7 protein-coding genes are annotated in these 13862 nt (G+C 68.8%); all 7 read left to right on the top strand.

All coding sequences use genetic code 11. The annotated features are described in order from the left end of the window. Positions 1–8: 8 nt before the first annotated feature. The gene (locus ACPYOG_RS07975) at positions 9–1571 is read left to right on the top strand and encodes an ABC transporter substrate-binding protein (RefSeq protein ID WP_481293700.1); all 1563 of its coding nucleotides are present in this window, start codon (positions 9–11) and stop codon (positions 1569–1571) included. Positions 1572–1696: 125 nt separating this feature from the next. Then, positions 1697–2740 carry a LacI family DNA-binding transcriptional regulator gene (locus tag ACPYOG_RS07970; RefSeq protein ID WP_244527823.1) on the top strand — a complete coding sequence of 348 codons (1044 nt, stop codon included), beginning with the start codon at positions 1697–1699 and terminating at the stop codon, positions 2738–2740. Positions 2741–2885: 145 nt separating this feature from the next. Continuing rightward, positions 2886–4898, top strand: coding sequence for a glycoside hydrolase family 36 protein (locus ACPYOG_RS07965; RefSeq protein WP_481293699.1), 2013 nt, complete (start codon positions 2886–2888; stop codon positions 4896–4898). A gap of 106 nt (positions 4899–5004) precedes the next feature. Further along, the gene (locus tag ACPYOG_RS07960) at positions 5005–9297 is read left to right on the top strand and encodes a putative Ig domain-containing protein (RefSeq protein WP_481293698.1); all 4293 of its coding nucleotides are present in this window, start codon (positions 5005–5007) and stop codon (positions 9295–9297) included. A gap of 237 nt (positions 9298–9534) precedes the next feature. Then, on the top strand, positions 9535–10545 hold the full coding sequence (locus ACPYOG_RS07955) for an aldo/keto reductase family protein (RefSeq protein WP_481293697.1): 1011 nt from the start codon (positions 9535–9537) through the stop codon (positions 10543–10545). Between the two features lie 79 nt (positions 10546–10624). Continuing rightward, positions 10625–12340 (top strand): LuxR C-terminal-related transcriptional regulator, encoded by a 1716-nt coding sequence (locus ACPYOG_RS07950; protein WP_481293696.1) that lies wholly within the window; start codon positions 10625–10627, stop codon positions 12338–12340. A 94-nt stretch (positions 12341–12434) separates the two neighbouring features. Beyond that, positions 12435–13520, top strand: a complete 1086-nt coding sequence (locus tag ACPYOG_RS07945; RefSeq protein ID WP_481293695.1) for a flavin-containing monooxygenase — start codon at positions 12435–12437, stop codon at positions 13518–13520. The last annotated feature ends 342 nt before the right edge of the window (positions 13521–13862 follow it).

Raw genomic sequence — 13862 nt, 5'->3', positions numbered from 1 at the left:
ATTCGGACATGTCAACCAGCACCCTCAATCGGCGCGGGTTCCTCGCCCTCACCGGCGCAGCGGGTATCGGAATCGGCCTCGGCCTCGCCGGCTGCACCCCCACGGGTTCCGCCGCAGGCGCCCTTTCCGGCACCTCGCAGGCGATCCTGCCCTCGACCGCACCGAGTACATGGAACACGGTCCTCGCTCAGGCGAACAAGGCTCTCCAGAAGGAGCACGGCTTCACCCTGGATGCGCAGTTCATCAACTGGCAGAACTACGGGCAGCAGGCGCTTCTCAAGTTCACGGCCGGCGCCAAGTTCGACACCGCGCTGCAGGCGCTGTGGCTGAACATGGCCCAGCTGCAGCAGAGCCACTCCCTGGCCGACCTCACCCACGAGATCGACAAGTGGCCGAACTTGAAGAAGCAGCTCTCCAGCCAGCTCATCGAGTCGAACAAGTGGAGCGGAAAGCTCTGGGGCATCCCGCAGGTGAACAGCGCCGCGCGCCTGCAGCACTTCAGCATCCGGAAGGACCTGGCCGGCAAGCTCGGGTTCGACGAGATCCAGGACTACGACACGCTGGAGAAATACTTCTACGACGTGAAGCAGAAGGAGGCCGGCGTCACGCCGTTCGGTGTGGCCTCCAACCAGACGTTCGAGCTCGTGCTCGGGACGCCGAGCGGGCTGTTCAACCAGCACTCCTGGCAGAACCCGACCGAGGCGTATGTCGCGCAGTTCGCAGGCTCCGGGCTGTGGTTCGTCTTCGATGAGAAGGCGGCGGAGAACGGCACCGTGAAGCTCGTCCCGCTGTGGGAGGACGAGGGTGTGCTCGGCGCGTTCGCGAAGATCCGCCAGTACTACCAGGACGGGATCATCAACGGGGATGGCCTCAACGCCGAGAACGCGACCGTCCAGGCGCAGTTCAAGGCCGGCAAGTACGCGGGCACGTGGGCGATCACGGATGGGACGGCCAGCAACATGCTCGTCGCCCTCCGCAAAGCTGTTCCCGGAGCGGATCTGGAAGAGGTGCTTCCCTACGGGAAAGCCTTCACCTCGGTCAAGCCTCTGCAGACCTTCCAGGCGGACAACCTCGTCGTCGTCAACGCCAACGGCGGGAACGTGGAGCGGGCGCTCGCGCTGCAGGACTGGCTCTCCGTCGAGAAGAACCACGACCTGGTCGAGTACGGCATCGAGGGCAAGGACTGGGAGGCGACGTCGGACGGCGGCATCAAGCAGCTGAGCGACTACGCCTTCCCCGGTTTCGCCCTGCTGTGGCGCTCGGGTCTCGAGCGCAAGTCGTCGTTCATGACGGACTCGGAGAAGAAGGTGTTCGCCTGGGCGCAGGACTACGGCAACTTCACAAAGTCGGCGTACGCCTCCTTCATCCCGGACGTCACGCCGGTGAAGCAGGCCGCAGCTCAGATGAACAACGTCATGACTCAGTACGCCAACCCGCTCTACTACGGAGTGGTCGACGTGGCCGGCCAGCTCGACAAGCTGAAGAAGGCCGCCGACTCCGCCGGCGTGAACGCCCTTCGGGCCGAGATGGAGAAGCAGGCGAACGCGTACCTCAAGGCGCAGAAGAAGTAGTCCGCCCCTCTTTTCCTGGACAACAGGGGCCGCACCGAACGGTGCGGCCCCTGCCTGGTCTCGCCCACGCAGCAGTGCGCCCTCTACCCTGGGGGGACGCACTTCTGCGCGGAAAGGACCCGAACGTGCCCAAGCGCGCTGACACCAGACCGCCGACGCTCACCGATGTGGCACGGCTCGCCGGCGTCTCGGTGCCCACCGCATCCCGCGTCCTGAACGGCGGCGTCCGCGGGGACGCCAGCGGAACCGCCGAGCTGCGCGAGAGGGTCCGCTCGGCGGCACGAACGCTCGGCTACGCGCCGAACCCGGCGGCGCAGACCATCAAGGGAGGCCGCAGCAAGACGATCGCACTGCTCGTGGGCGATATCGAAGACCAGGGTTCTGCGACCATCATCGCCGGCGTCATGCATGCGGCCGAGCGGCGGGGGCTCTCCGTCGCTGTCCGTGCCACGGCCGACGACGCCCGCCGGGAGCGGCGCATCCTCGAGGCGCTCCGCGGAGAACGGCACAGGGGCGTCATCGTGGCGACCGGCCGGACGGTGGATGCGGCACGCGAGGCGGCCATCGGGCGGGAACTGGGAGTGCTCTCCGAGCAGGGTGCGCGGGTGGTCGTGATCGGCGACAGCACCCTCGGCTTCCCGCACGTGACGATCGACACCGCGGCGGCGGCAGCGGCGCTCGCCGGCGCCCTGGCGGACGACGGCGCGCGGAGCTTCGCCATCCTGGCCGGCCCGGAGGAGCAGATCACCTCGCGTGACCGCGTCGCCGGATTCCTCGCGGGGCTCGAGAGCCGCGGGATCCCCGCGGAAGGCGTCCGCATCGTGCATGAGGAGTTCTCGCGCAACGGTGGATACGCGGCCTTCGGTGAACTCGGAGAGGGCGCGAGCCGGTTGGATGTCGTCGCGGCGATGAGCGACGCGATGGCGGTCGGGGCGATGGTGCGCGCCAGAGAGCTGGGCATCCCGGTACCGGGGCCGCTGCAGATCACGGGCTTCGACCGCGTCCCGATGATCTCCGACCTGCTCCCGGAGTTCAGCACGGTCGAGGTGCCGCTGGAGGCGTTCGGGGAGGCGGCGGTCTCCCTGGTGCTCGACGGCACGGAGAGCAAGGTCGACGCCGTCACGTTGAAGGCGGGGCCCTTCCTGCGAGGTCGACGCATCGCTCCCTGAGCCGCGGTCTTGTCGGTCTGATTGGATAACGCTATCCTCTGATGAACCCGATCAAGGAGTCATCATCGTCATCGAACTCGCCCCGGAGCAGTCCATCGATCCCTTCCTCGCCGAGCTGACGTGGAGCGATGACTCGCCGCTGTCGGTGGCCGGCCTCGACGGCTCCGATTTCGCCGGACGTTCCTCCGTGGCGGTCGTGCAGCTGTTCACGGCGAACGAGCAGCGTGCGCGCACGAGTCAGGCGTACATCCACTCGGCCGTCGGCGACCGGCTCCGCGTGGTGGAGCACCGCGTGCACGAACGCGAGGACCACCGGGAGCTCACCGTCGTGCAGGCGGACGAGGTCACGGGACTCATCGCCACCACGACGATCCGGCGTCCCGTGGATGCGGCGGCCTACGCCTTCCAGACCACCGTCACGAACGGGTCGGATGCGCCCATCACGATCACGGCCCTCAGCTCGCTGGCCCTCGGATTCGGACACTCGGAGGACGAGCTCGACCGTGTGCTGCTGAGCAGCGCCCGCAGTGAGTGGCTCGCCGAGGACCGGTGGTCCGAACAGCCGGTGAGGACAGTGCTGCCGCGGCTGAATCTGGCCTTCCACGGCCAGGACGGACGGGGCCACCATGCTGTCAGCAGTCACGGCGCCTGGTCCACCGGCGAGCGGCTGCCGGCCGGTCTCCTCCTGCGCGAGGACGGCGCGGCGATCGCGTGGCAGGTGGAGTCGAGCGGGCCGTGGCAGTGGGAGCTGTCGCAGGCGCGTGACGGAGGGGTGCTGACGATCCTCGGGCCCACCGATCTCGAGCACCACTTCGCGGTCACCCTCCAGCCGGGAGAGAGCTTCACCGGCGTGCCGGCCGCCGTCGCCGTCAGCGCGAACGGCCGAGACGGAGCGCTCGCCGAACTGACCCGGTACCGGCGCTGGCTGCGCGTTCGCAACCAGGAACTCGATGGCCTGCCGGTGGTCTACAACGACTTCATGAACACGACGATGGGTCAACCGTCCACCGAGGTGCTGCTGCCGCTCATCCACTCGGCTGCCGATGCGGGGGCGGAGTGCTTCTGCATCGACGCCGGATGGTACGCGGATCCGGCGATGGGGGACTGGTGGCCGGCCGTGGGCGAGTGGAGGGAGTCGGCGGAGCGCTTCACCAACGGCCTCGGTGAGGTCATCCATGCCATCCACTCCCGCGGGATGCGCAGCGGAATCTGGCTGGAGCCCGAGGTGGTCGGCGTCGCCAGTCCCGTGGCGCAGCGGCTTCCCGAGGAGGCCTTCTTCCGGCGGTTCGGCGAACGCGTGGTGGAGCACGAGCGCTACCAGCTCGATCTTCGGCATCCCGCCGCCCGAGCGCACCTCGACGGTGTCGTCGACCGGCTCGTCGAGGAGTTCGGGATCAGCTACTTCAAGCTCGACTACAACATCAATCCAGGCGCCGGGACCGTGGGTGCGGGTGGGGAGGACGCGGGTGCGGGCGCCGGTGCGGGCGCCGGGCTGCTGGCGCACACCCGCGCCTTCCGCGACTGGATCGCCGGCGTGCGTGCCCGCCACCCCCAGGTCAGCATCGAGAACTGCAGCTCCGGTGGGATGCGCGCCGACTACGACCTCCTGGCCGTCACGCAGCTGCAATCCACCAGCGACCAGCAGGACTTCCGCCTGTACCCGCCGGTGGCGGCCTCGGCGCCGGCGACGATCCTGCCGGAACAGTGCGGGAACTGGGCGTACCCGGCGGCCGCGATGAGCCGGGAGGATGTCCAGTTCACCCTGGTCACGGGGCTCGCCGGCAGGCTCTACCTCTCCGGGTTCCTGAACGAGCTCGACGCCGGAGCGCGAGCGATGGTGGCGACGGCGGTGCGACTCCACAAGGCCTGGCGCCCGTGGCTGGCCCGCAGCGAACCGTTCTGGCCGCTCGGCTTCCCCGGCTGGGACGACGAGACCGTGTGCCTCGGCCTGACCGACGGTGTCGCGACGCGGGTCTTCGTCTGGGACCGGGCCGAGCGCGCTCGACGGATCACGCTTCCCGGAGCGGGCCGCGGCAGCGAGGCGTCCGTGCTGAATCTCGCTGACGGGGCCGACGCGTGGACGGCGCACCTCGACGGTCCGGATCTCGTCGTGGAGACCCCTCCTGGCCTCTCCGCTCGCGTCGTCGAGCTCCGCTAGCGAGGCTTGACCTTCCTCCGCAGGCCTGGCAAACTGCCCTTCGAGTGGATAACGCTATCCACTCCACTCGCGGCGATGAGGCCGCGCACCCCTGGAGGAGAAGCGCATGTTCGCACTGCGGAGCACTCGCGTACGCATATTCACGTCCGTCGTCGCGGCAGCCGCACTCGCGGTCGGGACCTTCGTCCCCACCGCAGGCGCCGTGGCCGAGACCGCGAGCGCCGCGAGCGCGGGAGCCGCCGCGGGCACCGTGGGCGCCGCAGACCCGGCCGTCAGCGATGCGGTCGTGATCGAGACGACCACCAGCTCCGCCGGATTCGTGCACCCTGGCATCGGCGTCGACGCAGGGAGCCTGGAGAAGACGCGAGCGCAGCTGCTCGCGGGCGCCGAGCCGTGGACGGACTACTTCCACGGAATGGTCGTCACCAAGTACGCCAGCCCCACCCTCGGCTCGGCCAACCAGGGTGCGGGCGACGGCGTTCCGGCGACCGACGCCTTCGACACCGTCGGAGTCAGCAACAAGCTGTTCGCGGACTCGAGCGGTGCGTACACGCAAGCAGTCCTGTACTACCTCACCGGAAACCCGGTCTACCGGGAGAACGCGCTGAAGATCATCCGGATCTGGAGCCACATGGATCCGGCCAAGTACAAATTCTTCACCGATGCGCAGATCAAGACGGGTCCCTTCGTCTACCGGCTGATCGCCGCCGCCGAGCTGCTGCGCTACACCTCCGCGCTGCCGGCGGCCGATGGGTACCCGACGTCGTGGACCGACCGGGACACGACGGATTTCAGCGCGAACTTCGTCGTACCCGCCGTGCAGACCTTCGACTACGGCAACGCCTGGTACATGAACCAGGGGACCCTGCCCTTGCTCGGCGCGATGGCCGGCTACATCTTCACGGACAATCGGGCCAGGTACGACCAGGGCGTGGAATGGTTCAGCGTCAACTCGACCGCGCCGAACCAGGACGTCAACGGCGCGCTCGCCTCCATGTACCGGCTGATCGAGAAGAGCGACCCGCGCAACCCGTACGGTTTCTCCTTCGTCAACCACATCGAGATGGGACGCGATCAGGCGCACGCCGCGGACGACGTGCTCACCCTCACAACGCTCGCCAGGATCGTCGCCACGCAGAAGACGCGTCTCGATCCGGTCGCTGGAACCGTCTCCACCGCCGCGAACGCGGTCGATCCGTTCGCCTTCCTCGGCGACCGGCTGCTCGCCGGCTCGAACGCATTCGTCGGCTTCATGATGGGCTACAGCGTGCCGTGGATCGACATCACGCAGCAGGGCGGTTCCCTGGCCCAGTCCTACCGGGGGCGCTGGAGCAACTCGCTCAACGAGCTCTACCGGATCTACACGTACCAGGAGCACGTCGACGTCGCGAAGGTCGCGCCGTACATCGAGCAGCAGTTCGAGCAGCGGGACGGGCCGCTGTATTACAACTTCAACGTCAACGAGGTCGGAACCGCCGTCGGCTCCGACGGCCTGCAGAGCTTCTGGGGCGGCACCCTCACCGGTGACGACTACTGGCTGTCGATCCCCGCAGCGGCGAAGGGCGAGAAGGAACCGGCACCGCAGAAGAACCTGCCGTTCGTCCAGAAGGCGTCGGTGATCTCCGGGAAGGCGACCGCCGTGACCGAAGGCGATCGCACCTTCCTGCGAACCGCCGTGCAGAAGAAGCCCGCAGTGATCGCAGTCCGCACCATGCAGTACGGAGCGCGGACCGGCTACAGTCCCGTCGCGATCGAGGTGCGCACGGACTCCGTGTCCACGCTGGAGGTGCGGCGCGTACCCGACGCCGCTCCGTACACGACGATCACCGTTCCCGACACAGGCGGACACTGGCGCACGATCACCTACGACATGAACACCGCCGTGGTCTCGCCCGCGCAGATGGGCGACAACAACATCGTCTACTACTCGTTCAGCGGTCAGAAGGGCCGGATCGATCTCGACTACGTCACCGCGAACGCGGCCGCCGACGTCACCCCGCCCGTCTTCCCCCAGGGCACCGGGACGACGCTGATCGGGGTCGAAGGGGCGCAGCTGTCCGCGGACCTCTCCGCCCAGGACTCCTCGACGACCGACACCGTCGCGTACTCGCTGTCCGTCGCCCCGAAGGGCGTGAGCCTGAACCAGTCCACCGGAGCTTTGCTCTGGACGCCCACTACGCAGCAGGTGGGCGACCACACCATCGTCGTCCAGGCCGACGACGGGACGACCGACACGGCGCTGGATGTGCGCGCGCGGATCGCGAAGGACCGCGCCGACGCGATCACCCTCGCCGAGGACGGTTTCGATCCGGCCACGGTGTACACGACAGTGAGCCGATCGCCGTTCGACGCGGTGGTGGCCGCTGCGACCACGCTCGCGGCATCCGGCAGCGACGCGGACTTCCTCGCCGCACTGGTGAAGGTGCAGGAAGCCGTCACGCGGCTCCAACTGCTGAACCCCAGGCTCCCGGATGGAACCCTCGACTACCACGCGATCGCGACATCCTCGCTCGGTTCCACCGTGCTCGGCTACCTGGTGGACGGAGACAACTACACGTTCTCGGGCGACCTGACCGTCCGGTCCTTCACGGTCGACTTCGGCCCGGGCTACCGGGTGAAGGCGAACGCCTTCGGAATCCAGGCACGACAGACGTTCGGGAACCGCTCGCAGGGGAGCAACGTCTACGGGTCGAACGACGACGTCACCTGGACGAAACTCACCACGGCGATGACCACGAACACGAACGCGATGGAGACTCTGCCGGTCGATCCCTCCCTCACGGACAAGACATTCCGGTTCTTCAAGGTGCAGGTCGACCAGCCGGGGGCGCCGACGGATCCGAACTTCCCCGGAATCTTCAGCGTCGCCGAGTTCCACATCCACGGCGACCGATCCGAGGCCGTGGACCGGATCGCGACGGCGACCATCTCCTCGAACGACCCCGTCCCGGGCATCGCCACCGATGGGGACACCGTCACGGTCGCCTTCACGACGACGGAGCCCGTCACGAATGTGGCCGGCACCATCGAGGGAGTGCCCGCGACGGTCACGGGTTCGGGCACGTCGTGGAAGGCTCAGGCCGTGCTGCCCGGCACCATCCCCTCGGGCCAGTACGCCGCGTTCTCGATCGGCTACACCACAGCGGACGGCAAGACGGCCGACCCGCTCGTGGTCAGCAGCGATGGGTCGAAGCTGTTCCTGTCGAACTCCTCCGGGCTGGTGGCGAACGTTCCGGCCATCACCACGCCGGTGGCGCCGGACGGGACGGTGGAGGCGTCGAAGGTCCCGTATGTGGCCAAGATGTTCGACGACAACGCCGCCACGTTCTCCGACGTGGGCCCGATCAACAGTCAGTACTACATCACCCTCGACTTCGGCGACGGCGGTTCGCTCGCGCTCGATCACGCCGAGCTGCTGGTCCGTCAGGACGGCAACGGCACCAGCCGGGCGCCGAGCCTTCACCTCGAAGGATCGAACGACCAGACGACCTGGACCGTGCTGACGAACAACGCGAAGCCGACCCTCGACTGGCAGACCTGGGGGCTGTGGCCCGGAGTGTCGCCGACGGCGTATCGCTACCTCAAGATCGCGAACAACAACTGGATCAACATCGCGGAGCTTCGCCTGTTCGGAACGCGGGTCGCACCGTTGCCGAGTTCCGTCGCCGCGGCGCACATCGCATCCACAGGGGCAGTCGGCAGCCGCGCGGTGAAAGGCGACACCGTCAACGTGGACTTCGCCACCTCGGAAGCGATCACGGGTGTCTCGGCCACGATCGACGGCAACCCCGCGACGGTCACCGGCTCGGGGACGACGTGGCGGGCGTCGCTCGCCCTGACTTACGACGCACAGCCGGGGCGGAAACTGCCGTTCCGGGTGCAGTACTCCGGGCCGGCCGGAGAGACGCGGCAGGCGCTGGTCCGCTCGACGGATGGCTCGACCGTGTTCCTTTCGTCGGACCAGAACGTGATCCAGAACGTACCGTCGCTCGCGGCGGTCGTCTCGCCGACCGGGCAGCCCGAGACCGCCAAGCAGGTGTACGTCGACAGGATGTTCGACTCGAACCCGGCCACGTTCTCCGACATCGGGCCGGTCAACGGCCAGTACTACGCCATCCTCGATTTCGGCGCCGGCCACACTGTTGCGCTCGATCACGCGGAGCTGCTCGTCCGGCAGGACAGCAACGGAACCGGCCGAGCGGGGAACCTGCACTTGGAAGGCTCCAACGACTTGACCACCTGGACGACGGTGACGAACAACGCCGTCGGGACGCTCTCGTGGCAGACCCTTGCCGCCCCGGCGGCACAGCCCGCCACGGGATACCGGTACCTCAAGATCGCCAACACGGACTGGATCAACATCGCCGAGCTTCGGCTGTTCGGCGCCTACGGCGACTGATCCGCGTCTGCGCCCACCGCATCCCTCCCGCCGAGGTGCTCGTTGTTGCACGCCCGCACGGCGTGTCGGCTGCAACAACGAGCACCTCGGCGGGAGTGGATGCGGGCGCGTGCGGGAGGTCGAGCCGATTCAGAGGGTGGAGAGGTGAATCCGAGAAATGGCACCTGTTGGATTCCTGAATGGGGGAGCGCCTAGCATCGCAGAGACGACCTCGTTCAGTGGTGAAGGGAAACGACTGTGCAGTTCAGGTACCTGGGCAACTCCGGCTTCAAGATCTCCGAGATCACCTACGGCAATTGGCTCACTCATGGCTCCCAGGTCGAGAACGACACGGCCGCCGCGTGCGTCCGGGCCGCTCTGGATGCGGGCATCACGACGTTCGACACGGCGGACGTGTACGCAAACACGGCAGCGGAGACCGTCCTCGGCGAGGCGCTGAAGGGCGAGCGCAGGCAGTCGATCGAGATCTTCACGAAGGTGTTCGGGCCGACCGGGCCGAAGGGCCACAACGACGTCGGGCTGTCGCGCAAGCACATCCTCGAGTCGATCGACGGGTCGCTCTCGCGGCTGCAGACGGACTACGTCGACCTGTATCAGGCGCACCGGTACGACTACTTCACTCCGCTCGAGGAGACGATGCAGGCGTTCGCCGACGTCGTGCGGCAGGGCAAGGCGCTCTACATCGGCGTGAGCGAGTGGACGGCCGAGCAGCTGCGTGCCGGCGCCGCGCTCGCGAAGGAGCTCGACATCCAGCTGATCTCGAACCAGCCGGAGTACTCGGCGCTGTGGCGGGTGATCGAGGCGGAGGTCGTCCCGACCTCCAAGGAACTCGGCATCTCGCAGATCGTCTGGTCCCCGGTGGCGCAGGGCGTGCTGAGCGGCAAGTACCGCCCGGGCGCTCCGTTGCCGGAAGGCAGCCGGGCGACCGACGAGAAGGGCGGTGCGGGCGCCGTCAAGCGGTGGCTCACGGATGACGTGCTCACCCGCGTTCAGGAGCTGACGCCGATCGCCCAGGAACTCGGCTTGACCCCGGCGCAGCTCGCCGTCGCCTGGGTGCTGCAGAACGACAACATCGCCACGGCGATCATCGGCGCCTCCCGGCCCGAGCAGGTCCTGGAGAACGTCAAGGCCTCGGGCGTCACGATTCCCGCCGAACTGCTCGCTCGGATCGACGACGTGCTCGGCGATGTCATCGAGCGCGACCCGTCGCACACCCAGGAGCGTTCCCCGAAGACCCGCGAGGCCTGACCGACCCGGGCTCCTCCTCCCCCTTCCTGTGACGGGGGAGGAGGAGCGCTGGACGACACGCCGGCGTCATAATGAGTGGATGGCGGACGCCCTGAGCGAGGCCCGTACGGCTTTCGCGAGCCGGCGCTGGGAGGACGCGTACGCCCTCTTCGCGCAGGCCGACGCGGACGCCGATGCGGCCGCTGCCGCAAACGCCTCGGACGCCGACGCAGACGCGGCGTCCGCACCCCTCGGGCTGGACGACCTGACCCGGTACGCGCGCTCCGCCTCGCTGACCGCCCGCGACCCGCAAGCCTTCGCGCTCCTCGAACGCGGCTACGGGCTTTCGTTGGCGGCCGGCGACGAGCTCATCGCGGCGGAGTGCGCGTTCTGGCTGGGCTTCCGGCTGTTCTCGCTCGGTGAGGCCGGCCGCGCCCAGGCCTGGCTCGAACGGGCGCGGGAGCTCGCCGACCGCCACGGCGACTGCGTGCAGCAGGGATACCTGCTCGTGCCGCGCATCCACAGGGAGCTCCGGGCGCACCGCAACCGGGAGGCGCTGGCGCTCGCCCGGGAAGGGGTCGCCTGCGCTGAACGGCACGGTGAGCCCGACCTTGCGGCTCTGGCCCTCCAGCTCGGCGGGCGGGCGCTGATCGAGGACGGCGATGTCGAGGCGGGCATCCGGATGCTCGACGAGGCGATGCTCACCGCCACGTCGGCCGTCACCGGCGAGCTGACCCGTGGCCTCGTCTACTGCGCGGTACTGGGATGCTGCGACCGCGTCTTCGCCGTGGACCGGGCGCGGGAGTGGTCGGCGGTCCTGGGCGAGTGGTGCGATTCGCAGGCGCAGCTCGCAACGTTCAACGGCACCTGTCGTGTGCACCGGGCCGGGTTGTTCCTGTTCGCGGGGGAGTGGGATGCCGCGCTGAAGGAGGCGGACCGGGTCGCGACGGCTCCAGCCGCGGACCGGCGCGAGCGCGCCGGCGCCGCCTACGAGACCGCCGAGGTGCTCCGACTGCGCGGTGAGTACCCGGACGCGGAAGCGCACTACGCCGCCGCAGCTGCCGGGGGCGTCGATCCGCAGCCCGGACTGGCCCTCCTCCGGCTCGTCCAGGGAGACGTCGCGACGGCGGCCGCCGGGATCGGGCGGGCTCTCGGCACAACGTCCAGCCCGCTGGGACGGGCGCGGCTCCTGCCTGCTGCGGTCGAGATCCTCCTGGCTGACGGCCGCAACGACGAGGCGGCCGCTGCCGCACGAGAACTGGCGTCCATCTCCGAGCGCTTCGCGACTCCCGTCCTCCGGGCCGAGGCGGTGCACGCGGCAGGCCGCATCCTGCTGGCCGGTGGAGACTCCGCGGCGGCCGTCGATCCGCTCACGCAGGCGCTCGCCGGGTGGCAGGAGCTCGGTGCCCTCTACGACGAAGCGCGCGCACGCCTGCTGCTGGCCGACGCGTTCGACGCGCTCGGCGACGCGGAGGGCGCGCGGATGCAGCGAGAGACGGCCCGCTCCGCGCTCGAGGCGCTCGGCGCGGCGGGTGCCCCCGGGGTGCTCGACGCATTCGGTGACCCCGGTGCATCCAACGCCCTCGGCGCTCGTGACGGGAGCGGACCCGCTGGGCCCAGCATCCTGAGCCCGCGGGAGGCCGAGGTGCTCCGGCTCGCGGCGACCGGGATCACGAACAAGGAGATCGCCCAACGACTCGCGCTCAGCGCGCGGACCGTGGATCGCCACGTGAGCAACATCCTCGCGAAGCTGGGCGTCCCTTCTCGCGCGGCGGCAACGGCGTACGCCTACGAGCACGATCTGCTCCACGTCTGAGCCGTCCTCGCTGGGTGGAAATACCCATTCCCGGCGCGGCGTCCGGCTCGATACGCCGATGCGCGCGCACGCCCGCGAAACCTACCGTGAGCGCATGGACACCACGACAGACACGCTCGTCATCGGCGGGGGTCAGGCCGGACTCTCCGTCTCGTATCACCTCCGCCGGCTGGGCGTCGAGCATCTCGTGCTCGACGGCCGGGACCGCATCGGCGACGCCTGGAGGACCAGGTGGGACAGCCTCGAGCTGTTCACCCCGCGCCGCTACGACGGCCTCGACGGGATGCGGATGCCCGGCGATCCTGCCGGAAGCCCGTCGAAGGATGAGATGGCAGGCTACCTCGAGTCCTACGCCGCCCGGTTCGAGCTGCCGGTCCTGACCGGCCGGCGGGTGACCGCGTTGAGCCGCGACGGCGACGTCTTCACCGTCGAGACCGCGTCCGGCACGTTCCGGTCGGCCCACGTGATCGTCGCGATGTCGAACTATCAGCGACCGCGCATCCCGGCCTTCGCCTCCGAGCTGGATGCGGGGATCCGGCAGCTGCACGCCGTCGCCTACACGAGTCCCGCACAGCTTCTGCCCGGCAGAGTGCTCCTGGTCGGCGCCGGCAACTCCGGGGCGGAGATCGCCAAAGACATCCGCGCCGGCCACGAGGTGGTCCTCGCCGGCCCGAGCACGGGTGAAGTGCCCGGCTCGTACACCGGGTTCCTGAACCGGCACATCCTCGTGCATGCGCTCAACGGCGTGGTGTTCCCGCATCTCATGTCCGTGAACACGCCCGTCGGACGCCGTGCCCGGCCGAAGGTCATGACGCGCGGTGTCCCGCTCATCCGCGTGAAGTCGCGCGACCTGGACCGTCTCGGGGTCGTCCGTGCCGCGCGGGTGACGGGTGCGCACGACGGGCTACCGGTCGTGGATGGCGCACCTCTGGAGGTGACGAACGTCGTCTGGTGCAGCGGCTACGATCCGGGATTCGACTGGATCCGGCTTCCCATCCTCGATGACCGCGGTGAGCCGCGACACGATCGCGGGGTGGTCGCCGAGGCGCCGGGGCTGTACTTCGTCGGCCTGCACTTCCTGACCTCGATGGCGTCGGCCATGGTGCACGGCGTCGGGAGGGACGCTGCCCGGATCGCTGCGCTCGCAGCGACGCCGTCCCTTCAGCCGGCGGCCGCTTGAGGTCCACCGCGCGCGGGGTACTGTGAACGGCAGCTTCCAAGACCCCGTAGCTACGGGTATGGGGAAATAAAACCCAGGGCCCGGCCCTCGTGCCGGGTCCTGGCTTCCGGTTTAAGGGGTCGCCTCGCGGAAGCACCGGGCGAGCGCTGGATCGATGAGCACGGTCGTTTCCCCTGAACGGCATTCGTGACGAATGTGCCCCGACGAGCCGTCTGAACCCACATTCGTGACGAACGTCGCATCCCGCGGAGAGGCCCAATCGCACGGTGTCGGAGACCCCGGACGCTCTGCTTGACATGCCCTGACAGCGTTGTAGATTGGCGCTGAAGGTTGCAGCCCCAG

The organism is Leifsonia sp. HAY1-4F, from assembly GCF_056755275.1.
The sequence above is the reverse complement of the archived record's forward strand: the minus strand, read 5'-3'. Positions and strand labels throughout refer to the sequence as shown.

What these genes read in the sequence shown, in the direction of transcription:
- ACPYOG_RS07950 (WP_481293696.1), top strand. Translation starts at nt 10,625, where the DNA reads ATGGCGGACGCCCTGAGCGAGGCCCGTACGGCTTTCGCGAGCCGGCGC.
- ACPYOG_RS07945 (WP_481293695.1), top strand. Translation starts at nt 12,435, where the DNA reads ATGGACACCACGACAGACACGCTCGTCATCGGCGGGGGTCAGGCCGGA.
- ACPYOG_RS07960 (WP_481293698.1), top strand. Translation starts at nt 5,005, where the DNA reads ATGTTCGCACTGCGGAGCACTCGCGTACGCATATTCACGTCCGTCGTC.
- ACPYOG_RS07975 (WP_481293700.1), top strand. Translation starts at nt 9, where the DNA reads ATGTCAACCAGCACCCTCAATCGGCGCGGGTTCCTCGCCCTCACCGGC.